The organism is Pseudomonas sp. FW215-R2, assembly GCF_058789255.1.
The window spans coordinates 52,805-77,280 of the sequence record NZ_JBYTBO010000018.1; the positions used below are offsets into that span (position 1 = coordinate 52,805).

General features: G+C 61.8%; 20 protein-coding genes. 10 read left to right on the plus strand and 10 right to left on the minus strand.

Annotated elements, in window-relative coordinates; all coding sequences use genetic code 11:
• Positions 1 to 33: 33 nt before the first annotated feature.
• The 6 genes from AC3WRD_RS22560 to AC3WRD_RS22585 form a co-directional block, all read right to left on the minus strand.
• Positions 34 to 2,688: a TonB-dependent receptor gene (locus AC3WRD_RS22560; protein WP_102621773.1), complete on the minus strand. Its 2,655-nt coding sequence runs from the start codon at positions 2,686 to 2,688 to the stop codon at positions 34 to 36.
• Between the two features lie 118 nt (positions 2,689 to 2,806).
• The gene (locus AC3WRD_RS22565) at positions 2,807 to 3,310 is read right to left on the minus strand and encodes an RES family NAD+ phosphorylase (RefSeq protein ID WP_102621774.1); all 504 of its coding nucleotides are present in this window, start codon (positions 3,308 to 3,310) and stop codon (positions 2,807 to 2,809) included.
• Positions 3,307 to 3,783, minus strand: coding sequence for an antitoxin Xre/MbcA/ParS toxin-binding domain-containing protein (locus AC3WRD_RS22570; protein ID WP_096819974.1), 477 nt, complete (start codon positions 3,781 to 3,783; stop codon positions 3,307 to 3,309). Before AC3WRD_RS22570 ends, AC3WRD_RS22565 begins: the two co-directional genes overlap by 4 nt.
• Before the next feature lie 269 nt (positions 3,784 to 4,052).
• The gene (locus AC3WRD_RS22575; RefSeq protein ID WP_102621775.1) at positions 4,053 to 6,974 is read right to left on the minus strand and encodes a TonB-dependent receptor; all 2,922 of its coding nucleotides are present in this window, start codon (positions 6,972 to 6,974) and stop codon (positions 4,053 to 4,055) included.
• 91 nt (positions 6,975 to 7,065) lie between these two features.
• Entirely contained in the window at positions 7,066 to 8,016 is a 951-nt protein-coding gene (locus tag AC3WRD_RS22580; protein WP_096819976.1) for a FecR domain-containing protein, read from the minus strand.
• Complete coding sequence (locus AC3WRD_RS22585; protein WP_096819977.1) at positions 8,013 to 8,519, minus strand: sigma-70 family RNA polymerase sigma factor; 507 nt, start codon at positions 8,517 to 8,519, stop codon at positions 8,013 to 8,015. Before AC3WRD_RS22585 ends, AC3WRD_RS22580 begins: the two co-directional genes overlap by 4 nt.
• 298 nt (positions 8,520 to 8,817) lie before the next feature.
• On the opposite strand from AC3WRD_RS22585, the gene AC3WRD_RS22590 reads away from it, so the two are divergent.
• The 4 genes from AC3WRD_RS22590 (at position 8,818) to AC3WRD_RS22605 (ending at position 13,813) form a co-directional block, all read left to right on the plus strand.
• Positions 8,818 to 10,536 carry a hydrogenase maturation protein gene (locus AC3WRD_RS22590; RefSeq protein ID WP_102621776.1) on the plus strand — a complete coding sequence of 573 codons (1,719 nt, stop codon included), beginning with the start codon at positions 8,818 to 8,820 and terminating at the stop codon, positions 10,534 to 10,536.
• Between the two features lie 84 nt (positions 10,537 to 10,620).
• Positions 10,621 to 11,484: a LysR family transcriptional regulator gene (locus AC3WRD_RS22595; protein ID WP_102621816.1), complete on the plus strand. Its 864-nt coding sequence runs from the start codon at positions 10,621 to 10,623 to the stop codon at positions 11,482 to 11,484.
• Between the two features lie 110 nt (positions 11,485 to 11,594).
• Positions 11,595 to 12,740 carry a sterol desaturase/SRPBCC family protein gene (locus tag AC3WRD_RS22600; protein WP_102621777.1) on the plus strand — a complete coding sequence of 382 codons (1,146 nt, stop codon included), beginning with the start codon at positions 11,595 to 11,597 and terminating at the stop codon, positions 12,738 to 12,740.
• 56 nt (positions 12,741 to 12,796) lie between these two features.
• Positions 12,797 to 13,813 carry an SMP-30/gluconolactonase/LRE family protein gene (locus AC3WRD_RS22605; RefSeq protein ID WP_259332171.1) on the plus strand — a complete coding sequence of 339 codons (1,017 nt, stop codon included), beginning with the start codon at positions 12,797 to 12,799 and terminating at the stop codon, positions 13,811 to 13,813.
• A 77-nt stretch (positions 13,814 to 13,890) separates the two neighbouring features.
• Here the strand turns inward: AC3WRD_RS22605 and AC3WRD_RS22610 are convergent, their stop codons facing one another.
• The 4 genes from AC3WRD_RS22610 to AC3WRD_RS22625 form a co-directional block, all read right to left on the minus strand.
• Complete coding sequence (locus AC3WRD_RS22610) at positions 13,891 to 14,076, minus strand: hypothetical protein (protein ID WP_102621779.1); 186 nt, start codon at positions 14,074 to 14,076, stop codon at positions 13,891 to 13,893.
• 107 nt (positions 14,077 to 14,183) lie between these two features.
• Positions 14,184 to 14,426 carry an HP1242/YdcH family protein gene (locus tag AC3WRD_RS22615; RefSeq protein WP_096819982.1) on the minus strand — a complete coding sequence of 81 codons (243 nt, stop codon included), beginning with the start codon at positions 14,424 to 14,426 and terminating at the stop codon, positions 14,184 to 14,186.
• Positions 14,427 to 14,567: 141 nt separating this feature from the next.
• Positions 14,568 to 16,679 carry a PAS domain-containing hybrid sensor histidine kinase/response regulator gene (locus AC3WRD_RS22620; RefSeq protein ID WP_096820225.1) on the minus strand — a complete coding sequence of 704 codons (2,112 nt, stop codon included), beginning with the start codon at positions 16,677 to 16,679 and terminating at the stop codon, positions 14,568 to 14,570.
• Positions 16,680 to 16,809: 130 nt separating this feature from the next.
• On the minus strand, positions 16,810 to 17,499 hold the full coding sequence (locus AC3WRD_RS22625) for a GntR family transcriptional regulator (RefSeq protein WP_096819983.1): 690 nt from the start codon (positions 17,497 to 17,499) through the stop codon (positions 16,810 to 16,812).
• 151 nt (positions 17,500 to 17,650) lie between these two features.
• Between AC3WRD_RS22625 and AC3WRD_RS22630 the strand changes: the two genes are divergently transcribed.
• The 6 genes from AC3WRD_RS22630 (at position 17,651) to AC3WRD_RS22655 (ending at position 24,472) form a co-directional block, all read left to right on the plus strand.
• On the plus strand, positions 17,651 to 18,736 hold the full coding sequence (locus AC3WRD_RS22630) for an ABC transporter ATP-binding protein (RefSeq protein WP_102621780.1): 1,086 nt from the start codon (positions 17,651 to 17,653) through the stop codon (positions 18,734 to 18,736).
• A 1-nt stretch (position 18,737) separates the two neighbouring features.
• Positions 18,738 to 19,655 carry an ABC transporter permease gene (locus AC3WRD_RS22635; protein WP_102621781.1) on the plus strand — a complete coding sequence of 306 codons (918 nt, stop codon included), beginning with the start codon at positions 18,738 to 18,740 and terminating at the stop codon, positions 19,653 to 19,655.
• Entirely contained in the window at positions 19,652 to 20,440 is a 789-nt protein-coding gene (locus AC3WRD_RS22640; protein ID WP_102621782.1) for an ABC transporter permease, read from the plus strand. The genes AC3WRD_RS22635 and AC3WRD_RS22640 overlap by 4 nt, the downstream gene beginning before the upstream one ends.
• Positions 20,441 to 20,455: 15 nt before the next feature.
• On the plus strand, positions 20,456 to 21,508 hold the full coding sequence (locus AC3WRD_RS22645; RefSeq protein WP_096819986.1) for an extracellular solute-binding protein: 1,053 nt from the start codon (positions 20,456 to 20,458) through the stop codon (positions 21,506 to 21,508).
• A gap of 283 nt (positions 21,509 to 21,791) precedes the next feature.
• The gene (locus tag AC3WRD_RS22650; RefSeq protein ID WP_102621783.1) at positions 21,792 to 22,988 is read left to right on the plus strand and encodes an amidohydrolase family protein; all 1,197 of its coding nucleotides are present in this window, start codon (positions 21,792 to 21,794) and stop codon (positions 22,986 to 22,988) included.
• Positions 22,985 to 24,472 carry an amidohydrolase family protein gene (locus AC3WRD_RS22655; protein ID WP_102621784.1) on the plus strand — a complete coding sequence of 496 codons (1,488 nt, stop codon included), beginning with the start codon at positions 22,985 to 22,987 and terminating at the stop codon, positions 24,470 to 24,472. The genes AC3WRD_RS22650 and AC3WRD_RS22655 overlap by 4 nt, the downstream gene beginning before the upstream one ends.
• The last annotated feature ends 4 nt before the right edge of the window (positions 24,473 to 24,476 follow it).

Consider the following 24,476-nt stretch of genomic DNA (forward strand, 5'->3'; position numbering starts at 1 on the left):
TCGGTTACTAAAACCGGCACCGACTGGTCACTCTCAGAACTTGTAGTTGACCCGCGTGAACAGCGTCCGCCCGAACGAATCGCCGTATTTCGGGTCGTAGCCGCTCTGGAACGTGTAGGTCTGGTTGCTGAATGGCGGCTCGCGGTCGAACAGGTTCTTCACCCCCAGCGTCACGGCCAGGGTCTTGCGCCAGGTGTAGGTGCCGGCCACGTCCCAGACGTTGTAGGAGCCAACGTAGTCGTGAGTCTCACGATCCGAGTCGTGATAACCGCTGGTGTAGCGGTTGGTCAGGCTCGCGCCGAGCGGGCCGTAGTTCCAGCTGCCGGTCAGGCTGTGACGCCAACGGGCCACGGCACCGGCCGAAGCAAAGTCGCCGCCGCGAAAATCGCCGAGTTTGTCGATGTAGTCGCCCTTGAGTTGCTGCTGATACTCGTAACGACTGACATAGGTCCCTTGCAGACCAATCCCGAAATCGCCGTAAGCCGTGCTTGGCAAGCGGTAGTCGAAACTCACGTCGACACCGTTGGTCTTGATCTTGCCCAGGTTGGCCAGTCCCGTGACGATGTGATCGATGGAGCCATCAGGCTTGCGGATTAAACGATCCGGGTACAGTTCCGGGTTTTCGAACACCGCCGACTCAGGGAATTCGGCGATCTGGTTGGCGATATTGATCCACCAGAAATCCAGCCCGGTGGTCAGGCGATCGAACGGCTGATACACGAAGCCGAGGGTGACGTTGCGCGCGGTTTCCGGGCTCAGGTCCCTGTTGCCGCCGGTCCGACTGTTGAACTGCTGAGCGCAGTCGCGGTTGGCGATCCCGCCGTTGCTCGGGTTGCCACCGGCACACAGCCGCGGGTCGTTGTAATTGGCCACGGTGAACGTGGTGAAGTTCGGGTTATAGAGCTCATACAGCGACGGCGCGCGGAAACCTTCACTATAGGCGCCGCGAACCACCAGCTCCTTGAACGGCTGGAAGCGGAACGAGTATTTCGGGTTGGTGGTGCTGCCGAAATCGCTGTATTTGTCGTGGCGCACGGCGGCGGACAGTTCCAGGCTGTCGAGCACCGGCACGTTGACCTCGGCGTACTGCGCCGAGACGCTGCGGTCCCCGGTGACGCTGGCATTGGGGTCAACGCCCAGGCTCTGCACATCAGCCGCGAACTGGGCGAAATCCTGATGGAAGTCTTCCTTTCGGTACTCGCCACCCAGTGCCAGCGCCGAAGGGCCTGCGCCAAACCAGTCACCAATCTCGCGGCTGACACGGCCATCAATCGCCTTCACCCGGCCAACAGCTGTTCCGTAATCGCCGTCCACCGCGTTGGCCGCCAGCAACGCGGAACCTGCAGCCGTCTGCGGGCCGAACGGGTTGATCACGCCATTGGCAATGCCCTGGCTGACAGCCCGGTCGTTCACATAACCGCTACGGATGGTATTGACCACTTTGTTCTGGTTGTACGAGGCACCGACGTTGTAGTCCCAACCGACGAGCGTGCCGTCGAAGCTCAGCAGCAGGCGCTGACCCGTGTTGTCGTCCTCATGCTGGCGAGCACCGACAGCGGTTTCGCGCCAGTTCACGTCTACCGGTTGCGTTGGATCAAGGGCAAAACCGCTCGGCCCCGGGGTGATGCCGTTGCCCGGATAAAACGCAGTACCAGGATTGACCTGATTGCCCATCAACGTACCGGGGCCGATCTGGGTGCGGTTTTCGTTGCGCGCCCAGAAGTATTCGAGGCTGACGTTGTGATCGTCCGACAGCTTGCCGGTGGCTTTGGCGAAGGCCGACGTCTTTTCGGTTTCCGGCACCAGATCGAGGTAATTCCACAGGCTCTGGCGGCAGATGCCGTTGCGCGACAGCAGGCCCGGTGCATTGCAACCGGAACCGGCCAACGGGTTGGTGGCGTTGCTGCCCTGACTCCAGTTGGCGGGTGACGCGGTACCGGAGGTGTAATCAAGTCCTCGCCCCGGCTGGTAGTTGTAGGTGTAGGCGCGATCTTCGGCGGCCAGCCGTTGCTGCTTGTCGTAACTCACAACGCCGAACACGTTGAAGCGATCGTCCTGCAAATCTCCAAAACCCCAACTACCGCTGAAGTTGCGGCTTTCACCGCCACCGGAATGGGTCGGCGTGTCGTAGTTGGTGCTGATCTGACCTTCGGTGAGGCTGGTCTTGGTGATGAAGTTGATCACCCCGCCGATGGCATCGGTGCCGTACAACGCCGAAGCACCGTCGCGCAGCACTTCAACCCGGTCGATGGCGGCGAACGGGATGGTATTGAGGTCCACGCCGGAGCCGTTGATGGCGTTGGTCGCGTTATTGCTCAAGCGGCGACCGTTAAGCAGCACCAGCGTCTTGTTCGGGCCAATGCCTCGCAGGTCAGCGTAAGACGCCCCGCCGCTGCTCGAACCTACCGAACGTCCGGAGCCCACGGAAGACTGGTTGGCAGAAATGCGATTGACCAGTTCTTCAGTGGTGGTCACGCCTTGCTTCTGCAGCTCCTCAACCCGAAGGATGGTGACGGGTACCGCCGTTTCGGCATCGACTCGGCGGATCGCGGTACCAGTGACTTCAACCCGTTGCAGTTGGGTGGTCGGCTCTGTAGCACTGCTGTCGGCGGCAATCGCCGGCAATGTGTTGATCGCCAGCAGCAAGGCCAGGCTCAACGGGGATTTAACGGGTGAAAATCGAATCATGAACAGCCATCCCTGCGTTTTGGTTTATGCAGGGATGTGCGATGGCAGATGGCGATTTATAGGGCGCGATTTAGACCGTTGGGTGCTGAGGTTATGCAAAAAAAGGCATGTGGATTGCTCAGGCCAGTTCTGTATCCCTCAGCAATCGTGTATCCAGCCCGAACCGCTCTTGCGAGACCATCCTGAATTGCCCTTCCGCCAAATCGCAGCTCACCAGCAAGTTCCACGAATGCCGGGTGGCTGCCGAGGGGATCAGTACGAACGGATGCTCGGCGAGCAATGCATCGGCAAAATCCTGCTGGTTAGGCGAAGACTGTGCCGGGCTCATCCAGTAAGGGTTGGGCAGCTCCTCGGGTTGCACGATTTTCACAAGTGCCTCACTGATCACCTCAAAGCACGTCAGCACATAGGGACTTTTATCCAGTGCGTTAAAACTCCCATGAGCTGCCACCTCCAGAATGGCGGTAGAGGGATCGATCGAGGCATAAACGACACGCCGGCCGGGCCGGTTCCATCGGCCACCCTGCAGTTCCGAACCAATACCGCTGTCCCAGGTGCATCGATAAACCTCAGGGTCCAGCCGCCACGCGTACCAACGGTCGTCCCAAGGCAACGGGTTCATTGATAAACCCCGTATTTGATTCGGTGCAGATAAGCATCGACCGATTGATACCCCAAAGAGCTCTCAATCAATGCGACGGGTCTGTAACCGTTTAACCATTTGGTTGCCTTGTTCAACCATTCCTCGGCGCTCGACTGATCGTGGAACACCTCGATGGCGGACTCCAGAGCGTGCGCATACTGGAAGGCGATCATGCTCTGCTGGCGGCTCAGGCGCGTAGGCTCGTCGCTGTTAAGCAAGCGCCGTACGGTTCTGACGGACCTTCCGGTGATGAGCTGCACAAGTTCGCTTTCCCGGTACAGCTCAGACGTTGAAATCATGTTGACGACGTCACGCAGATCAAAGCCTTCCAGCGCATAACGGATGATGTACATGGTGTCCCTGTCCCATATCCGGCCATGCAGCAACAACTCCACGGGTTTGCCCTCGACTCTCTTCAGCCCGGTGAGCCGGGGTGCTTTTGTCTGGGGCATGGGAGCACCCTCCGTAGGGCACCTGGCGTGATCGGCACGCCAGAAATCACGAGGGGAATAAGTAGAGTTTTCGTGCTCGAGATGTGCGGTTCGCATAATCCATCCAATGTCAGGGGCCCGAGCGTTCAGGCCGGTCAGTGACTTCATGTCACGACCGATGCTATAGGCCCCGCTTCCGACGGCCAACCTTAAAAAGTCGTCGGAAATATCCCTGCTTTCACTCAAAATCCGGCAACTTCCGTAGGACGCTGCCGAGCAGTGTTCCTCGCTCAACTCCCGAAGTGATAACTCACATCCAGCCACCACTGACGGCCGTAAGGGTCGTAGTTGCCGGTCGGGTAATACGGCCAGCCTGCCGAGTCGTCATGTTTGACCTGATTGAGCACGTTGTTCACGGTCAGCCCGACGCTTGCCCGGTCGTTCAAGCGATAGCGCGCACTGGCATTGAACACCGTCCACGGCGACAGACGCCCGTCACCCGCGCCGTTGGTGACCGAGCCATACCGAATGCCCATCAGCGTCGCTGTGGCCTTCTGATAGTCCCAGGTCAGGCTGGCGTTGACCTTGCTGCGCCAGTCGTAGTTGGTGCGCGAAGTGCGCCAGTCCTGGGTCGGGGCTTCGTCCGATTCCTTGTAGAAGTGCGACAGCACCAGGGTGTAGCCCAGCGCCGAACTGAACGCGCCGTACTGCCCGGCACCCCAGCGAATGTTGCTCTTGAAATCGAGACCGCTGACCCGCTCGCTGGCCGCGTTGATCGCATTCACCCGCACCCGCTGCAACTGGTTGGGATCGATGGCGGCATTGCCGGGATTGCGGTCAACACGCGCGAGGGTCGACTGGCAGTTGGCCGAGTTGATGTCCTGGGTGCCGTTGCGGCATTCGTTCTCCTGCTGCAACAGGCGGTTTTCGTCGACGGTGGTCAGCAGGTCATCGATTTCCACGCGCCAGAAGTCGGTGGAAAAATCGAAGTTGCGCGACGGCGACCAGACAAAACCGTAGGTCCACGACTTGCCGCGTTCGGATTCCAGATCCGCCGTGCCGCTTTGCGTGTAGTCGACCCGCCCACGATCACACGCGCCCGCCACGCCCTGACTGCAACCGTAATAGTCGATCTGCGCCGGGTAGTAACCGTTGCTGTCGGACTGGTAGATGTAGTTCAAGTCCGGAGCGCGGAAACTGGTGCCGTAGCTGCCGCGCAGCAACAGGCTGGTGACCGGTCGCCATTCGATACCGAGGTTGTAGGTTTTCTGCTGTTCGCTGCGCCCGCTGAATTTGTATTGGTCCCAGCGCCCCGCCGCCGTCGCCAGCACTGTGTCGGTCACCGGAATGCTGAACTCACCACCCGCCGCGTATCGCTTGCGCGAACCGCCGGAGCTTTGCGCCGGCGTCACGCCATAGAAACTGCCGTCGTTGAGGCTGTCGTCCGGGTCGATGCGGTATTCCTGTTTACCGGCTTCCAGTACGCCGGCAAATCCGACCGGGCCGGCCGGCAGGTCAAACAGATCGCCATTGACCGAGGCGTTGTAGCTGGTGGACACCGACTTGCTGCTCTGGGTCAGGTTGCCGCGAAACTGCTCCCACTCTTGAGGCGTCAATGGCCGGTCGAGGCGCGAGGCGTCCGGGGAAAATACCGGGTAGCCGCCGCGCGTGCCGAGCTGCGGGCCGAGATAGAAATCCTGGATCGACGACAGCGGCGTGTAGCGTGTGGTGCGCACGCTTTTGTATTCCGAGCGGTTGGCCGCCAGGTCATAGTGCCAGCCGGTATCGGCGATCTTGTCCGACAGCCCCAGCGTGCCGGTCCACGAGGTGTCGCGCCACTTGCTGTTGTTACTGGTGCGCCCGCCGATTTCTTCTTCACCGAAACGGCGATACCAACGTTCCAGATTGCCGCTGTTCTGGTTGATGAAGTCCGGCGAGGTGAAGGTCGGGCCACGGGTGTTGTTCTGAATGTGGTCGAGGCCATACATCAGGTCGGCGAACACCTGGCCGCTGTCGCTGAAATGCCAGGTGCCGCGGGTGTAGCCGTCGTAGTTTTCCTTTTGTGTCTGGATCGTCCAGTAATCGTTGTACATCTGGTCGGTGCGGCAGCGCCCGCCGCTGTTGAACAGTTTGTTGTCGAACGTGCCTTGATAAGCGCCGCAGCCCGGTCCCAGATAACGGTTGTTGCTCAAGTCGCGGCGGTAACCGACATCCGCCAACGGCCCGCTCTGCATGAAACCTCGGTCATCGGCCCAGATCGGATCACGATTGGTCAGCTCAAGCCCGAACAAACCATCGAAGTCGCCCCAGCTGCCGCCGCCGCTGATCTGCAACCGCTGATTGTCACCGCCGCCGCGCTCGCTGGTGCCGCCCTTGAGGTTGACGTCGACGCCATTCATTTTGTCCTTGAGGATGATGTTCACCACCCCGGCAATCGCATCCGAACCGTAGATCGCCGAGGCGCCGCTGCTGAGGATTTCGATGCGGTCGATGATCGCCGACGGAATGTTCGCAAGATTGGTGAAGTTGACCTTGCCGTCGTACGGCGTCGGGTAATCGGCGACCCGCCGGCCATTGATCAGCACCAGCGTGTGGTTGGGCCCCAGGCCGCGCAGGTTGAGGGCGCTGGCGGCCGGTTGCCAAGTGTTGCCGTAGTCTTCGCCTTGGGTCATGCCGGTGTTTTGCGTTTGCGTGGCGAGGGCGTCGTAGACGTTCTTGTAACCCCGCGCTTCCATTTCTTCGTGGGTGATGACGTTGACCGGCGTCGCGCCATCGCTCTGGGCGCGGGCGATCCGCGAGCCGGTGACCGTGACTTTTTCCATGCGGTAATCGGCGTTGCTGGCAGGTGCCACGACGGCAGCCTTGACCGGTGCGGCGCTCGTTGCCTCAGCCTGGCGAATGCTCAAACCCTGAGTGCCCTGCTCGACTTGCAGACCGCTGCCAAGCAACGCCTTCTCCACCGCCTGCCGGCCGCCCAACGCACCGCGCACGGCACTGCTGCGCTTGCCCTGCACCAGATTCTGACTGAAGGAAATCGGCACGCCGGTCTGGCGCGAGATATCCAGCAGCACCTCGTCGAGGGCTCCTGCGGCGATGTCGAAGGTAAAGACCTGAGTGGCGGCGTCTTGCGCCAATACGGCCGAAGGAACGATGCCCATCGCCAGCGCGGCGGCCAGCGTCAGGCGGGGTAATTGTTGTTTGAATGAGAACATCGAGGGGCTTCCCTGTTGAAGGCGTCTGCAGGGAATGAGCAGCGGGCCGGCGCTTTTTATAGGGTCGCGGATAGACCAGGAAGTTATGGTTTTATAACCGTGCTTCGATGCTCACCCAGTACGGGTTGTGCCAGGTGACGCGGATCGGCAGCGAACGTTCGAGCAATTGCAAGGTGCGGTCGCTGTCGTCCAACGGATAGAGGCCGCTGAGGCGTAAACCCGCAACGTCGGGGCTCAGGTGCAGAATGCCGCGACGGTAGCTGCGCAGGCTGTCGATGACTTCGCTCAAGGGACGATCACGCACTTCGAGTCGCCCTTGCACCCAGGCGCTTTCCTGCCCTTTGCTGCGTTCCAGCGCGAGGATTTCCTGCCCGTTGAACAGCAGACTCTCGCCCGCCTCCACCACTTGCCGCGCGCCGCCAGCAGTAACCACTTCGACCTGCGAATGCAGCATCACCAGCCGCGTCGAATCCTCAGCACGCTGCACCAGGAATTTCGTACCGAGGGCGCGCATCCGCCCGTGCTCGGTTTCGACCACAAACGGTCGAGCCAGATTTTTCGCCACATCGACCAGCAGTTCACCGCTGCGCAACCCCAGCAGGCGCTCGACGTTATCGAATCGCGGCACCACACGGCTGCGGGCATTCAGCGTCAGGGCGCTGCCATCCTCCAGCGTGAATTGACGGCGCTCGCCTGTACCCGTCGACAACTCGCCGGCCTCCGGCAGCCAGCCATAGCGTCGACCGAGCAAACCGGCCAGCACCGCAATGCCGAGCACACTCAGGCTGCCGCTGATGAATCGGCGGCGACTGCTGGAGGGCGCATTCAGGCTGTGCAGCACACTCTCACGCGGCAACCCGCGCAGGTTCGATTGACGCAGCAGATTCAGCCCGCCGCCCATTTGCTCGATGATCTGCTGATGCCGTGGATCCGCCGCACGCCAGGCGTCGAAGGCTGCGCGCTCCTGCAGGCTGACGTCCCCTGATTGCAACAGCGCCATCCATTGCGCGGCTTCGTCGATCAGCGTTTCGTCCGGTCTCATGCCTGCATCGCCTGATAGCAACGCTTGAAGGCTTCGACCATGTACTGCTGCACGCGACTGGTGGACACGCCGAGGCGCTCGCCGATTTCGCTGTAGGTCAGGCCGTCGAGCTGATGGTAGAGAAACGCAGCCTTGGCCTTGGCCGACAGACCGTTGAGCAAGCGATCCACCGCCAGCAGTGCTTCGATCACCAACGCCCGTTCTTCGGGTGACGGATGCACCGGCTCTGGCGCCAGGGCCAGGCTTTGCAGGTAGGCACGTTCAAGATCCTGCCGGCGCCAGCCTTCATAGACCAGCCGCCGGGCGATCGTGGTCAACAGTGCGCGGGGTTCACGTATGGCCAGTGGATCGGGCAACGCCAACACCCGAAGAAAGGTTTCCGAAGCAATATCCTGTGCGCTGTGCGGGCAACCGAGGGTACGGCTGACTGCGGCGCACAACCATCGGTAGTCCTTTTGGAACATTTGCCCGATGACCTGGTAATGCGGGTTGTGACTCCCCATGCCTTACTCCCTGAAAACGGGCTCCACCCGCTGCGAAAATCCATGGATACGCCGGGATCGTCCGGCGTTGATCAGGGGAGCGACTGTGCAATAGCGTCGAAGACATTTGAAGTAATAAAAAATCAGGATCAGCAAACCTTTGAGAATAAGGCACGTCGTCGCCGCGGCAACATTGGCTGACACAACGTTGATCTCGATCAGTGGTGCCGGCCACGCCAGTCTCTAACCTTGCGCCTCCATCGATAGCCACGGACGGCTCACCGGGAGCCTGCGGCTGACCCTTCAAGGAAGAGCAATCATGCGATCACTCAACATCATTCTTTTGTCGTCGGCGTTCAACGGTCTGACCCAACGTGCCTGGCTGGACCTGCGTCAGGCGGGCCATTCGCCCAGCGTGGTGCTGTTCACCGACGAAGCCGCCGTGTGCGAACAGATCGAAAACAGCGGCGCTGACTTGGTGATCTGCCCGTTTCTCAAGGACCGTGTCCCCCATGCGCTGTGGAGCAACCCGCAACGCCCGGTGGTGATCATCCACCCCGGCATCGTCGGCGATCGCGGCGCCAGCGCGCTGGACTGGGCGATCATGCGCGAACTGCCGTCCTGGGGCGTAACCGCCCTGCAAGCGGTGGAAGAAATGGACGCCGGCCCGGTCTGGGCTACCTGCGAATTCAACTTGCCGACAGGCTTGCGCAAATCCGAGCTGTACAACGGCCGGGTCAGTGACGCAGCGATCCGTTGCATCCGTGAAGTGGTGGAGAAATTCATCGACGGCTTTGTCCCGATGGACCTGGATTACGCCGATCCCAAGGTTCTGGGACGCCTGCAACCGAACATGAAGCAGGACGATCGCACCTTCGGTTGGCACGACTGCTCGCGCTTCATCAAGCGCTGCATCGACGCGGCTGACGGTCAGCCCGGCGTGCTCGCGAGCCTCGCTGGTGGCCAGTATTACGTGTACGACGCGCACCTTGATCAGCGCACCGGGATACCCGGCGAGATCCTCGCGGTGCACGACGATGCGGTGCTGGTGGCGACCGGTGATCACAGCCTGTGGATCGGCTCGCTGCGGCGCAAACCGCAACCGGGCGAAGAAACCTTCAAGCGACCGGCACGGCATGTGCTGGCCGGGCAACTGGCGCACGTGCCGGTGCTGGACTGGTCGATTGCCAACGCGCCGTTCAGCGACGAGGCGTATCAGCCGATCCGTTATCGCGAATCCGGGCAGGTCGGCGAGCTGACACTGGAGTTCTACAACGGCGCCATGAGCACCGAGCAGTGCCGGCGCATGGTCGAGGCCCTGCGCTGGGCCAAATCCCGCGACACTCAGGTGCTGTTGATCAAGGGTGGACGCGGCAGTTTTTCCAACGGTGTGCACCTGAACGTGATCCAGGCCGCCGAAGATCCGGGCGCCGAAGCCTGGGCCAATATCCAGGCGATCGACGATGTGTGCGAGGAATTGCTCAGCGCGCGGCAACTGGTGGTCAGCGGCGTCACCGGCAATGCCGGCGCGGGCGGTGTGATGCTCGCCCTGGCGGCTGACATCGTGTTCGCTCGCGCCGACATCGTGCTCAACCCGCATTACAAAAGCATGGGCCTGTACGGCTCGGAATACTGGACCTACAGCCTGCCCCGCGCCGTCGGCCCGGCCATGGCCGAACAACTGACCCAGGCCTGTCTGCCGGTCAGCGCTGCTCAGGCGTTGCAACTGGGCATGGTCCAGGAAATAGGCCCGCGTTGCCCGGACGAGTTTGGTTTGTGGCTGCTGCAACGGGCCAATTCGGTACTGAGCGATCCGACGTATGCGCCAGTGCGTGAACGCAAGCTGCGGGTCGATCATGAGTTGATCCGTCAATGCCGCGAAACCGAGTTGCAAGAGATGCAGGAAGACATGCTGTACAACCGCAATCAGTTCGCCGAGAAGTGCCGGAATTTTGTGTACAAGCGCAAGACTTGCTGCACGCCGGCGCGGTTGGTGGAGGATTGGGCGCGAGTGCGTGAGGCTGAGCTCGCCGGTTGAGTCCCGATGCAGGTTCGCGATTTCACGATGACGCGATCGCGAGCCTGCACCTACAATGCGGGCACCTCAGACACCGGCGCTCCCATGGACATCGACCTCGCCCGCACCTTTCTGGAAATCGTCCGCCACGGCAGCCTCGCTGCGGCGGCCGAGAAGCTGTTCGTCACCCAGACCGCCATCACCGCCCGTGTGCAGAAACTCGAAAGCCAGTTGGGCAGCACACTGTTCGTGCGTAACCGCGCCGGTGCGCGCCTGACTGCCAACGGCGAGGCTTTCGTGGTCTACGCCAATCAACTGGTGCAGACCTGGGAAGCCGCCCGCCGTGACCTGCCGCTGCCCGAAGGCTACGACAACGTGCTGCACATCGGCGGCGAGGTCAGTCTGTGCAACCCGTTGATGCTCAGTTGGGCTGCCGAACTGCGCGAGAAGATTCCCAGCCATGCCCTGCGCATGGACATCCGCGACGGCGAGAACCTGCTGCGTCAGCTCGAACTCGGCGTGCTTGACGCAGCGCTGGTCTACCAACCGGAATACTGGCCGGGATTGCAGGTCGAGCAAGTGCTGGAAGAGAAACTGATTCTGGTCAGAACCCCCAACCGCCCTGCTCCCTACGTGTACATCGATTGGGGCGAGGACTTCCGCCGTCAACACGACGCTGCGCTGCCGGAAAAAGCCAAGGCGGCCCTGAGCTTCAACCTCGGCCCGCTGGCCCTGCAATACATTCTGGAGAACGGCGGCAGCGGCTATTTCCGCACGCGGGTGGTGCGCACCTATCTGGACAGCGGCGCACTGGAAACCGTCACCAAAGCCCCGGAATTCGGCTACCCGACCTACCTCGTCTACTCCCGTGACCGCGATTCGGCGACGCTGCAGCAGGCATTCGATCTGCTGCGCGAAGTGATCAAGGCCGATGACGACTGGTCGCAACGCTGGAACCCGTTGAGCTGACGACCGCTATGCACCGGAGCATGGCAGTTGTGACCTCAAGGTAGACCCTGCACAAACGGCGGGATCGGCTAATCTGCCGGGTATAACGACAATATCCGCAGGTGACCGCAGTGAGGCAGACCACCGAGGCATTTCGCAGCCGCTATCGTGCGGCGATTCATCCGCTGTACAACCCGTGGCTGCACGGCGCCTTCGTGCTGCTGTTCGGCGTGCTGGCCATCGGCGCCTTCTGGGGCAGCGCGCATCAGGTGCGTCCGCTGGAATGGCTAGCCGTGCCGCTGACCTTGCTGTTCTTCAACTTCGGCGTGTACGTGGTGCACCGCCACCTCGGGCATCACAAAAAAGCCTTCGCCAAGATGTTCTACGCCCGCCATGCCGGCGACCATCACAGCTTCTTCACCCCCGGCCACATGACCTGGGACAGCGCCCGCGACTGGCGGGTGATCCTGTTTCCGGCGTGGCTGATCGTAGTGCACACGCTGGTGATCACCCTGCCCCTGTGGTGGCTGTTCGCGCAGGTCAACGCCAACGTCGCCGGACTGTTCGGCGGCAGCATGGTGCTGGGCTACCTGACCTACGAGGTGTTTCACGCCTGCGAGCACTTGCCGGCGCAACACCCGCTGAGCCGCCTGCCGTGGATCCGCCAGATGCGCCGTCTGCACGAGTTGCATCACCGGCGCGAGCGCATGCAGGAGCGCAACTTCAACATCGTCCTGCCCCTGATGGATTACCTGTTCGGCACCCTCTATTGGGAGCCGGAGCCCGTCCCTTTGACCGATTCGAGAACGCCCATGACCCGCATGCAGCATCCGATCGACATCGCTGGCGACCCGATTGCCGTACTCGCCTATGCCGCCACCGTCAGCCGCTGGCCGGAATGGCATCCTTCCTCGCTGAAAATCGATGGCCCTGCCGGGCCGCTGCATGCCGGCGCGCGTTTCGAGGAAGACATTCATGCCGGTGGCCGCGAAGGCCATTTGAGCTGGGAAGTCACCGAATACCTGCCGGGGCGGCGCTGGTGTGCCCGGGCCCAGGGCGATCATGGGCTGTCGTTGCATTTGACCTATGAATGCTCGGCCGCAGGCGAAGGCACGGCTTTCGTACGCACCCTCGATTACCGCTTCGAGAGCCTGGGCATGCGCATCGCCAACCAGTTGCTGCTCAAACGCCGCATCGAACGTGAATCGGCGGCCTCGATGCTGGCCCTGCGCGACAGGGCGACCCGGCATCTGGCACTCGCGGGAGCTCACGTGTGAAGCTGCGCCATCTGATCTTGCTGCTGATTGCCCTCATCCTGGCCTTTCTGCTGCTGATGCCGACCAAGGTTGAACCGGTGGCATGGACGCCACAACCGGCACCGTCGCTGACCGAAGGGATATACGCCGAAAATCAGCGCCTCAAAAGCGCAGCGCAGGTCGGCCCCAGCGACATCGAAGGCCCGGAAGCCCTGCTGCTGGAAAACGATGCGCTGATCACCGGATTGCACGATGGACGCCTGATCCGCACCAGCCTCGACGGCCAGCAGCGCAAAGTGCTGGCCGATACCGGCGGCCGGCCTCTGGGTCTGGCGCGGCACCCCAACGGCTTGCTGGTGATCGCCGACGGGGTCAAGGGTTTGCTGTCACTCGATGCCCAGGGCCGACTGATTGCGCTGACCACTGAAGCCAATGGCCTGAAGTTCGGTTTCACCGATGACGTGGCCATCGACAAATCCGGGCATTACGCCTACTTCAGCGATGCCTCCAGTCGCTGGGGTTACGGCCATGACGGCGAAGCGATCATCGAGCACGGCGGTGACGGGCGTCTGCTGCGCTATGACTTCCAGACCGGCAAGACCAGCGTCCTGCTCGATAAACTGGAATTCGCCAATGGCGTGACCCTCGGCCCGGAAGACGCCTATGTGCTGGTCAATGAAACCGGCGCCTACCGCATCAGCCGCTATTGGCTGACGGGGCCCAAGGCCGGCACCCATGACCTGTTCATCGACAACCTGCCGGGGTTGCCGGACAACCTTGCGTTCAATGGGCGGGATCGTTTCTGGGTGGCGCTGTACACGCCGCGCAATCCGTTGCTGGATCGCACCGCCGGGCATCCGTTCGTGCGCAAGATGCTGGTGCGGGCAATGACCGTCCTGCCCAAACCGCTGGAAAAACGCGGGTTCGTGTTGGGGCTGGATCTGGACGGCAAGGTGATCGCCAATCTGCAGGATGCCAGCGCCGGCAATTACTCGCCGATCACCACGGCGCGCGAGTATGGCGACTGGTTGTATTTCGGCTCGCTGAAGGCCACGCACATGGCGCGGATGCCGCTGGATGCGGCCTTGAAATGAAGGCCTGAAATTCGTGTTGAACCGGCGGGCGCCATCGCTGCGATGCGGCGGGCCGACGATCCAGCGATGGCGGACGGTCAGTTGTTGGACCGATCGAATTTTTCCGGGTCTTCATCTTCCGGCAGATCCGCGATCTTCCGTTCCTCCTCAGGATGGCGGACGGTATGCGCCGGGCTGTTGGGCTCGGGATGCGTGGGAACCGGGTCGAATGCGCCCTGCTCTTCACTGGGGAACTTGTAATTGGGGAGCTTGGGTTTGTTCATGAGGCACCTCGCAGAGAGTCGCCAAGTGAAGACTCTGTACATTCGAGGTGCCGTCGTGGCTGTCGTTCCAGTCGTGCACCACCGAAGATCAATGGCGCGACTGACGGTCAGGTTCGCGCCTGCAACTGCTGAACGATCTTGTCTTTGACCTGCAAGCGTTTCTCTTTGAGTTTCTTCAGCGTGTCGTCGCTCGGCGCATCCGAGGTCGCCGTCTCGGCCTTGACGACTTCGGCGTCCGCCTGGGAGTACTTGTTGATCAGTGCATCCAGATGTGGATCCGCGGTGCGTTTTTGCTGGATCTCTTCCTTCGTAAGCTTCAAGTCCTGTAACAGATCATGGGTCACCGGCATGGAACACCTCCGTCAGTTGATCGGCAGCCAACGCGACCGATTGCGCTGGCCAGTTATCAGAATGGCCTCGGTTGACCGGTTCTGTCGACCACCTGTCAGACCAGCGGTGCCCGTTCGTCGCCCTTCGTTGATCCGCGACAGTCAGGTACTCAGCACCGCACGGATCATCTGCAACAACGCCTCAGGCCCGTAAGGTTTGCCGAGCAAATGGGTGTCGGGGCTGAGCTGATGATTGCGCGAGATGATGTCCCGGGTATGTCCCGACGTGAACAGTACGGCCACCGGCGGCATCTGCACCTTGGCCCACGCCGCCAGGTCGGAGCTCTTGATCAGCCCGGGCATGACCACATCGGTAAAGATCAGGTTGACCCGGGCGCCCTCCAGCAACATCTGCATCGCCGTGTCGCCATTGCCGGCGACCAGCACGCGGTAGCCTTCTTCACGCAGCAATTCGACCGCCGAAGTACGCACCGCTTCGTTGTCCTCGACCACCAGAATGGTTTCGTTGCCGCCCGCCTGCTGACGACGCACACCGGGCGTCTCATCGATCAGCGGCCGCAGGCTGCGCGGGAAATACAACTGCACCCGCGTGCCCTCGCCGACCTGGCTGTCGATCTCGACATGCCCGCCGCTCTGTTTGACGAAACCGAACACCATGCTCAATCCGAGGCCCGTGCCCTGGCCATCGGCCTTGGTGGTGAAGAACGGTTCGAAGACCTGCTCCAGCATGTGCGGCGCAATGCCCACGCCGCTGTCGCTGACCGAGACTCGCACAAAATCCCCCGGCACGATGCCCTTGCCGACGCAGAACGCCCGGTCGAGCGAGGTGTTGGCGGCGCCGAGCACGATGGTGCCCTCTCCTTTCATGGCGTCCCGGGCATTGATCGCCAGATTGAGAATGGCGTTTTCCAGTTGGTTGCGGTCGACGTTGATGTGCCACGGTTCCTCGGGCAACTGCACATCGATCTGGATGGTTTCGCCCAGCGCCCGTTGCAGCAACTCGCCGACGCCTTCGAATATCTGCCGCGGATCACACACCGCCGGCGACAGCGGCTGGCGACGGGCAAACGCGAGCAGTTGCGAGGACAGTTTGGCACCGCGCTCCACCGCCGCCAACGAGGCGCTGACCCGGCGTTGCACGTTGGCATTGTTCGGTTCGTGGCGCGCCAGCAGATGCAGATTGCCGGCGATCACTTGCAGCAGGTTGTTGAAGTCATGGGCCACGCCGCCAGTAAGGCCGCCGATGGCTTCGAGCTTCTGCGACTGGCGCAATTGCTCTTCGGCGCTCAGGCGCGCCTCAACCTCATCGGCCACACGCTGTTCGAGGTTGCGAGTGAATTTGAGCAGGGATTCTTCAGCGGTCTTGCGTTCATGAATGTCGATCAACACACCGGGGAATCGAAATGCCTGGCCCTGCTCATCGAATTCGCAACCGCCGCTGGCCAGCACCCACAGATGAGTGCCATCGGCGCGCAATACGCGGTATTCGGCGTTGTACGGTTCACCGGTACGCACCGAGTTCTCGACACATTCCTGCACCCAACTGCGGTCATCGGGATGAATGTGCGCTTCGGCAATGTGCTGCGGCAGGTTGGTCAGGTCCTGGTCCGGCGGAAAGGAAAAGGTGCGGGCGAATCGCTCGTCGGCGGACAGCACGTTGTTACGCACGTCCCAGACAAACGAGCCGAGCAGTGCCCCGGCGTTCAGCGCCAGTCGAACCCGTTCGTTGTCGGCGCGATAAGCGTCTTCGGCGGCCTGGCGCAGGCGTTCGGACAGCACCAGTTCGGTGGTTTCCACCACCATCGCCATCACGCCCGAAGGCACCCCGGCATCATTGGCCACCGGGCTGTAATAAAGGTCGAGCCAGACATCCTCGGGCACGCCGTCGCGCAACAGCACCAGTACTTTGTTGCGGTATTCGAGGGTGCCGCCCGCCAGACAGGTGTCGACCACATGCCGGTTGAAATCGGCGACTTCCGGCCAGCCCAGTTCCACCGGCACACCCAACAGATAAGGGTGCCGTCCGCCGGCGAACCGCGAGTAGGCGTCGTTGTAGATCATGTAGCCGGCATGGCCCCAGAGCATGACCATCGGCAACGGCGAGGCAAGCATCAACTGCACCGTGCTGCACAGGCTGGCCGGCCAGGTTTCGAGGGGGCCCAGGTCGGTCCCGCTCCAGTCAAAGGCGCGGATGCGTCCGGCCATCTCGCCCTGCCAGCCGTCACACCCGTGGCTATCGGATAAAAACTGCATCGACTGCTTCAACGCCTTGTGGTTGGTTCGCTCGATCGCTACGCCCGATGACGTGGCGCCCGTCTGTTTCGAGCGCATCGGGCAGCGATGGTTTCATAGAGGTATAGCCGATTTCACTGGCGGCCGGCGCTCAGACTTCGATCAGGTGTTTGAGCGGGTGGTAGCCGGTCTTGAGCTTCGCAGCGACGTCGAGAATCGCCTTCTGAATGCCGTCCAGGTGCATGCAGGTCAGCTCGATGGCGGCGCTCTGATTGCCGGCCTCGATGTACTCGATCAGGCGCAGATGCTCGTCATCGCGGCAAGCTTCGTGGCTGTCGTCATCCAGCGCGGCGGCATACAGCGAGGCGCGGGAAATCAGCTTCTGGAACCAGTCGAGCAACACCGGGTTGTTCAGGCTGCGGGCCAGTTTGATGTGGAACTCGCCAAGCAGGTGAATCAGCCGCTCGTGGTCACCGGCCGCATGGGCCTCGTCTTCCAGCAGCAGGTGCTCGCGCAGGTCCTGCATCGCGGCGGAGTCCTTGCGTCGGCACAGCTCGGTGACGATGCCGATCTCGATCAGGCGCCGGGTTTCGAACAGCGAACGGATCTCTTCATCGCTGGGCAGCGACACCGACGCACCTTTATTGGGCTCGGTGGTGACCAGGCCGTCGGCCTCCAATTGCTTGAGCGCCGCCCGAACCGACGTGCGGCTGACATTGAACAATTCCGCCAGCGACGCTTCGCCCAGTTTCATTCCCGGACGCAGCGAGCGCTTGCTGATCGCCTCGTAAACCCCTTGGTAGACGCGGTCGACCGTGGTTTCCAGTTTCTTCTCGGTCATTTGAAAACTCCTTCAGTGCGGGCAACGGTTCCCGGCGCGATCCCTACAAGAGCGTCAGCCAGGGAAAAAGGGGGTTGCACCCGCAGATTAATCCGGGTATTTCTAAATTGCATTCAGATATTGCATACAATAATTAGAGGATTGCACCATTATGGGTCAACCAATAGCAATTGAAGTGCGTAATGTCTCCAAACGGTACTCTGATGATCCTGGCCTCGCGCCGGCCCTCGACAACGTGTCGGTGAACATCGCCGATAACGAGTTCTTCACCCTGCTCGGCCCCTCGGGCTGCGGCAAGACCACCCTGCTGCGCACCATCGCCGGTTTCGAACACGTCAGCGACGGCGAGATCCGTCTGGCGGGCGAAACGGTGAACCACCTGCCGCCGTTCAAGCGTCGGGTCAACACGGTGTTCCAGAGTTACGCGCTGTTTCCGCACATGAGTGTCGCGCAGAATATCGCCTTCGGCCTCGAGATGCAGGGTCTTGATCGCAAGACGATCCCCGGACGGGTCGACGAGATGCTCGCGCTGGTGCAGATGGAGCACCTGGCCGGACGTAAACCGGCGGAATTGTCCGGCGGCCAGCAGCAGCGCGTGGCGCTGGCCCGGGCCCTGGCGCCGAAACCGAAAGTGCTGTTGCTCGACGAGCCGCTGTCGGCGCTGGACTTGAAGCTGCGCAAGGAAATGCAGGTCGAACTCAAGCGCGTGCAGCAGGAAGCCGGGATCACCTTCATCTTCGTCACCCACGATCAGGAAGAAGCCCTGACCCTGTCCGACCGGATTGCGGTGATGTCCGCCGGCAAGATCCTGCAGATCGGCACCCCGACCGACATCTATGAACGCCCGCAGCACCGTTTCGTCGCCCAGTTCATTGGCGACATCAATTTCCTTCCCGGACAGCTCAGGCGCGGCGAGCACAACGAAAACATCTTCGTGCCCAACGGCATGCCGGTGGAAATCCCCTGCCCGCCGCAAGGCGTCAATGGCAGCAGCGTGCAACTGGCGTTTCGTCCCGAGCGTTCGCAACTGGTCACGGCGGACCAGCCGCATCATCTGCGCGGCGTGATCGAGGCCGTGCTGTATGTCGGCACCGCGACCCTGTACCAGTGCCGTTTGAACAATGACATCAAAGTCATGCTGCGGGAAAACAACGAAGGCCTGAACCGTGGTCGGGCGGTCGGCGAGCGCGTGGCGGTGCACCTGCCGCCCCAGGCCTGCCTGTTGATGGAGGCCTGAGATGAGCGTCAGCAGCACTTCCCCCTCCCTCAACCGCGCGCTGTTGCTCAGCCCGGTGGTGTTGACCCTGCTCGCCCTGATCGCCATTCCGCTGGGGATCATGGGCTACATCAGCCTGCTGCCGCGCAACACCTACGGCGGCGTCGACTGGCAGGCCCAATGGCAAATGCAGAGTTACGTGCAGCTGTTTTTCCAGGAAGGTTTCGACGGCGAACTGGAGCTGAACTGGGTCTACGCCCAGGCGCTGCTGCGCTCGGTGTTCCAGGCCGGTGGCACCACGGTGTTGTGCTTTCTGTTCGGGTTTCCGGTGGCGTTATGGATGTCGAGCCTGACCCCGCGCCGACGCAACCTGATGGTGTTACTCATCACCATTCCGTTCTGGACCAACCTGCTGATCCGCAACTACGCGTGGCTGATCATCCTGCGTGAACAGGGCTGGGTCGCCCAGAGTCTCAACGCGCTGTTCCCGAGTGCCGGCGGCATCACCCTGCTCTACAACGACTTCGCTGTCAGCGTGGGTCTGGTCTACAGCTTCCTGCCGTTCATGATTCTGCCGATCTACTCGACCCTGGAAAAACTCGATTGGCGTCTGGTGGAGGCCGCCTATGACCTGGGCGCCAATCGCTGGCATGCGCTGCGCCGAATCATCCTGCCGCTGTCGATGCCCGGCGTGATTGCCGGTGCGTTGCTGGTGTTCGTGCCGAGCCTCGGCGCCTTCATCACCCCGGCGATCCTCGGCGGCGGCAAGACTTTGATGATCGGCAACCTGATCCAGCAACAGTTCGGCACCGCGCGCAACTGGCCGCTGGGCAGTTCGCTGTCGTTCCTGTTGCTGGGGATTCTGCTGCTGTCACTGGTGCTCTACGCCCTCTACAGCCGCAGTGCGGCGAAAACCCTGAACCGGGGAGCGAAAGCATGATTTCTCTGCACCTGAAAAAACTCCCCGTGACCCGGGAAATCAGCCTGCTGATCCTCGCCTACCTGTACGTGCCGATCCTGGTGTTGATCGCCTACAGCTTCAACGCCAACCGCTCGGCGACGGTGTGGACCGAGTTCTCGTTTGCCTGGTACGGGCGGATCTTGGCCAACCCGTCGATCCAGACGGCGGCGCTGAACTCGATCATCGTCGCGACCATCGCCACCGTGTGCGCCACGGCGATTGCGCTGCTCGCAGCACTGGCGACATACCGGCCGTTCTACGGGCAGAAAATGGTCGAAGGCGGGATCAACCTGCCGCTGATCCTGCCGGAGATCGTCACCGCCGTGGCCACCCTGCTGCTGTTCATGGCGCTGGGGATCAAGCTCGGTTTGATGACGGTGATCGTCGCGCACATCGGCTTCTGCATACCGTTCGCCTACCTGCCGATCCGTGCACGGCTCAACGATCTGGACAAGAGCCTGTTGGAGGCCGCCAACGATCTGTACGCCAACCCGTGGCAGGTGTTCCGCCGCGTGACCTTGCCGCTGCTGTGGCCGGCGGTGTTGTCCGGTTCGGTGCTGGCGTTCGTGGTCAGCCTCGACGATTTCATCATGACCTTCTTCGTCGCCGGCCCCGGTTCGACCACGTTGCCGGTGTACATCTTCTCGGCGATCAAGGCTGGCGTAACACCTGAGATCAACGCGATTTCGACCCTGATGCTGGTGATTTCCATCGTGCTCGTGGTGCTGGCCTTCTGGCTCGGCCAACGCGACAAACAACAATAAACCTGGAGCGCTCTCATGAAATTGAAAAACATGCGTCTGGCAGTATCCGGTCTGGCCCTGAGTTGTTTCACCGCGTTCGGCGCCCACGCCGCCGAGCCCAAGGAATTGTTCTTCTACAACTGGACCGATTACTACCCGGTGGACCTGCTGGCCAAGTTCGAAAAGGAGACCGGGATCAAGGTCACCATGGACGGCTACGACAGCAACGAAACCCTGCTCGCCAAATTGCAGGCCGGCGGCGCCGCGTATGACGTGATCGTGCCGTCGCAGTCGATCATGCAGACGCTGATCAAGCAGGACCTGCTGCTGGAAATCGACACCCCGACCTTGAGTAACTTCCAGTACGTCAAAGGCCCGTTCCGCGATCCGAGCTTCGACCCGGGGCGCAAGTTTTCGGCGCCGTACCTGTGGGGCACCACCGGTTTTTCCTATGACAGCGCCCGGGTGCCGGGCGGCAAGCTCGACGACTCGTGGAAAGAATTCTTCGAACCGCGCAAGGAACTGCAAGGCCAACTCGCCGCCCTCGACACCTCCAGCAGCGTGATCAACGCCGCCAGCCATTACCTGAATGTCGACGAATGCACGGAAAACCCGCAGGACGCCAAGCGCATCCTCGAACTGCTGCAAAAGCAGAAACCGTTTTTGAAGATGTACAGCTCGGACAACACCGTCGACCGCATGGCCTCGGGCGAAGTGATCATGATGCAGAACTGGAACGGCTCGACGGCCCGCGCCACGTTGCAGAAGAGCACGATCAAATACGTGTACCCGAAAGAAGGCCTGGCGATGTTCCAGGACAACTTCGCCGTACCGAAAAGCGCCCCGCATCCGGGCAACGCGAAGATCTTTATCGACTGGATGATGAAACCTGAGAACGCCGCTGCTGTGTCCAACGCCATCGCCTACGCCAACGGGATTCAGAGCGATCAGTTGCTGGATGCGAAATGGAAGGTCATGGACGCGATCAACATGCCCGAGGAATACGCCTCGCGCCTGCGGCCGGAGAAGGAATGCAGCAACAAGGCGCGGGAGCTGCAGGATCGGATTTGGTCGAAGCTCAAGGGTTGATCCTGGATCGCTGGTTTATCTGAACGCCGACCACCCAGACCGATCTGGAGAGCCCCCTCACCCTAGCCCTCTCCCCGAGGGAGAGGGGACTGACCGAGTCGTCTTGCGCTGTCCGCCGACCTGAAAGACCTGGTCGATTATGGATTCAGAGATCGAGTCGATTATGGATTCAGAGCAGTTCGTTCAGGTCGGCGTAACTCTTCAATATCCCCCATTCGGTCCCCTCTCCCTCCGGGAGAGGGCTAGGGTGAGGGAAAAAATCTCAAAGAACACCGAGGTTCCCATGTCCCACCCCCGCTGGCTCAGAAACATCCGCCCCTACGGCGCCCCCGCCGAAGACCTGCTGATCGAAAACGGCAAGTTCAGCCAACGCCGCCCGGCCTCCAACGCGCCCGTGGCCGCCACCGACATCGACGGCCAGAACCAGTTGCTCACCGTGCCGCTGGTGGAAAGCCACGTCCACCTCGACAAGACCCTGTACGGCCAGCCCTGGCGCCCGAACAGCGCCGGCCCGACGCTCAAGGACTACATCAGCAACGAGCGCCGCGTCCTGCGCGAAGTGAAAACGCCGATTGCCGAACGCGCCGGCGCCCTGCTGGAAAACTGCATCGCCCGGGGTTCGTTGACGATGCGTTGTCACGTCGACATCGACCCGGAATTCGGCCTGCGTCACGTCGAAGCCATGCAACAACTGCGCGAAACCTACAGCGACCTGATCGACCTGCAACTGGTGGTCTTCCCGCAAACCGGCCTGATCAGCCGCCCCGGCACCGCCGAGCTGATGCGCGAAGCCATGGCCCTGGGTGTGGAAAACGTCGGCGGGCTCGACCCCTGCGGCATCGACAACGACCCGATCGCGCAACTGGAATTCGTGTTCAAACTGGCCCGCGAATTCCAGCGTGGCGTCGATATTCACCTGCACGACAAGGGTGAACTGGGTCTGTGGCAGATCGCCCGGATCGCCGATTACACCGAGCGTTTCAACCTGCAGAACCGGGTGATGATCAGCCACGCCTATTGCCTCGGCATGCTGCCCTGGAGTCAGGTCAAACCGGTCGCCGAACGCCTCGCCGCGCTGGGCATTTCGCTGATGAGTTCGGCGCCGGCCGACTGCGCCGTTCCGCCGTTTATGGCGCTGCGCGAGACCGGCGTCAACGTGTGCCTGGGCTCCGATGGCATTCGCGATGCGTGGTCACCTATGGGCAATGGCGACATGCTCGAACGGGCGATGTTGCTGGCGTTCCGTTTCGATCTGGGCAAGGACGATGAATTGGCGGCGGTGTTCGAAGCGGCGACAGTCAACGGTGCCCGCGCATTGGGGATCGAGGATTACGGCTTCGACATCGGCAAGCAGGCAGACTTTCTGTTGATGCCGGTCGAAACCCTCGGTGAAGCCGTGGTTTCGCGCCCTGTGCGTCAGGTGTATCGCGGCGGCGAATTGATCGCCAGCGGCGGTCGCTTGCTGGGCAGCCGTCTGTGAAACGGATCGGCCTGAAGGCCAGTTGCGTGGTCGGTTTCGACGGCACGCAGCATGTGTTGTGGCGTGACGGTGAAGTGGTATTCAGCGGATCGCGCATCGAGTTTGTCGGGCGCGGTTACCAAGGGCCGGTGGATCAGTGGATCGACTACGGCAATACGCTGATCGGCCCCGGTTTCATCGATCTCGACGCCCTTGGCGACCTCGATTCCACCGTACTGACTCTGGACAACGGCGATGAGCGCAGCATGGGCCGCATGTGGTCTGCGGAATATCTGGCGACCGGCCCGCGTGAGTCGTTCAGCCCGGAAGAAGAGGTCTTCAAATACCGCTACGCCTTCACCCAGTTGATCCGCAACGGCATCACCACGGCGATGCCGATCACCTCGATGTACTACCGCGAATGGGCGGAAACCTACGACGAGTTCGCGGCTGTCGCCGACGTGGCGGGCGAGCTGGGGCTGCGCACGTACCTTGGCCCCTGCTACATGAGCGGTATGAGTTACTGGCGCGCCGACGGCACCCTCGCCCATCACTGGGATGAGGCGCGGGGACTGGCTGGACTGGGCGCGGCTGAACAGTTTTTCAAGAATTTTGATGGCGCACACGCCGGGCTGATTCGCGGTGCGCTGCTGCCGGATCGCATCCAGACCTGCACCCCGGCGCTGCTTCAGCGCACCTCCGCCCTGAGCCGCGAACTGAACGCACCGATGCGTCTGCATTGCTGTCAGGCGCCCGGCGAAGTGGCGATGGTCGAGCAGTTGCGCGGCACCACGCCGCTGGGCTGGTTGCAGCAACTCGACCTGCTCACCCCGCGGAGCCTGTTGCCCCACGGCATCTACACCTCGGGCGATGACGATCTGCAACGGGTCATCGACGGCGGCGCGAGTCTGGTGCACTGCCCGCTGGTGTTCGCCCGCGACGGCGAGGCACTGAATTCGTTCGGACGTTATCGCGCCAAGGGCATCAATTTCGCCCTCGGCACCGACACCTGGCCGGCGGACTTGCTGGCAAACATGCGCCACGGTTTGAACATCGCGCGGTTGATGGAGGGCGGCTCGACGCTGACCAGCAGCCTCGATCTGTACAACGCCGCCACCCTTGGCGGCGCCAAGGCGTTGGGCCGAGACGACCTCGGTCGCCTGGCGCCGGGCGCCAAGGCCGACATCACCGTATTCAGCCTGCGCGGTCTGCATCTGGGCCCGCTGTTCGACCCACTGAAAAACCTGCTGCTGGCCGGGCGCGGCGACGACTGCATTGCCAGCTACATCGACGGTCGTTGCGTGATGCACGACGGTCAGGTCAACGGCGTCGATTACCCCACTCTGCAACGCCAGGCCCAACACCAATACGAAAAACTGATGCGCAGCCACAGCGACCGGGCCTTTGGCCGACCGGACTGGAAAACCCTGTTCCAGCCGGCCATTCCGTTCGCCGATGACTACAGCGCCGAAGCGCCGTTGAGCGCCATCGATCCACTTCTTTAGAGAA

Bases quoted from the DNA above. Each gene is read 5' to 3' on its own strand.
- AC3WRD_RS22560 (WP_102621773.1), bottom strand. From the start codon at position 2,688: ATGATTCGATTTTCACCCGTTAAATCCCCGTTGAGCCTGGCCTTGCTG.
- AC3WRD_RS22625 (WP_096819983.1), bottom strand. From the start codon at position 17,499: ATGACCGAGAAGAAACTGGAAACCACGGTCGACCGCGTCTACCAAGGG.
- AC3WRD_RS22575 (WP_102621775.1), bottom strand. From the start codon at position 6,974: ATGTTCTCATTCAAACAACAATTACCCCGCCTGACGCTGGCCGCCGCG.
- AC3WRD_RS22595 (WP_102621816.1), top strand. From the start codon at position 10,621: ATGGACATCGACCTCGCCCGCACCTTTCTGGAAATCGTCCGCCACGGC.
- AC3WRD_RS22580 (WP_096819976.1), bottom strand. From the start codon at position 8,016: ATGAGACCGGACGAAACGCTGATCGACGAAGCCGCGCAATGGATGGCG.
- AC3WRD_RS22605 (WP_259332171.1), top strand. From the start codon at position 12,797: ATGCCGACCAAGGTTGAACCGGTGGCATGGACGCCACAACCGGCACCG.
- AC3WRD_RS22650 (WP_102621783.1), top strand. From the start codon at position 21,792: ATGTCCCACCCCCGCTGGCTCAGAAACATCCGCCCCTACGGCGCCCCC.
- AC3WRD_RS22590 (WP_102621776.1), top strand. From the start codon at position 8,818: ATGCGATCACTCAACATCATTCTTTTGTCGTCGGCGTTCAACGGTCTG.
- AC3WRD_RS22640 (WP_102621782.1), top strand. From the start codon at position 19,652: ATGATTTCTCTGCACCTGAAAAAACTCCCCGTGACCCGGGAAATCAGC.
- AC3WRD_RS22570 (WP_096819974.1), bottom strand. From the start codon at position 3,783: ATGCCCCAGACAAAAGCACCCCGGCTCACCGGGCTGAAGAGAGTCGAG.
- AC3WRD_RS22620 (WP_096820225.1), bottom strand. From the start codon at position 16,679: ATGCAGTTTTTATCCGATAGCCACGGGTGTGACGGCTGGCAGGGCGAG.
- AC3WRD_RS22565 (WP_102621774.1), bottom strand. From the start codon at position 3,310: ATGAACCCGTTGCCTTGGGACGACCGTTGGTACGCGTGGCGGCTGGAC.
- AC3WRD_RS22585 (WP_096819977.1), bottom strand. From the start codon at position 8,519: ATGGGGAGTCACAACCCGCATTACCAGGTCATCGGGCAAATGTTCCAA.
- AC3WRD_RS22635 (WP_102621781.1), top strand. From the start codon at position 18,738: ATGAGCGTCAGCAGCACTTCCCCCTCCCTCAACCGCGCGCTGTTGCTC.
- AC3WRD_RS22615 (WP_096819982.1), bottom strand. From the start codon at position 14,426: ATGCCGGTGACCCATGATCTGTTACAGGACTTGAAGCTTACGAAGGAA.
- AC3WRD_RS22645 (WP_096819986.1), top strand. From the start codon at position 20,456: ATGAAATTGAAAAACATGCGTCTGGCAGTATCCGGTCTGGCCCTGAGT.
- AC3WRD_RS22610 (WP_102621779.1), bottom strand. From the start codon at position 14,076: ATGAACAAACCCAAGCTCCCCAATTACAAGTTCCCCAGTGAAGAGCAG.
- AC3WRD_RS22630 (WP_102621780.1), top strand. From the start codon at position 17,651: ATGGGTCAACCAATAGCAATTGAAGTGCGTAATGTCTCCAAACGGTAC.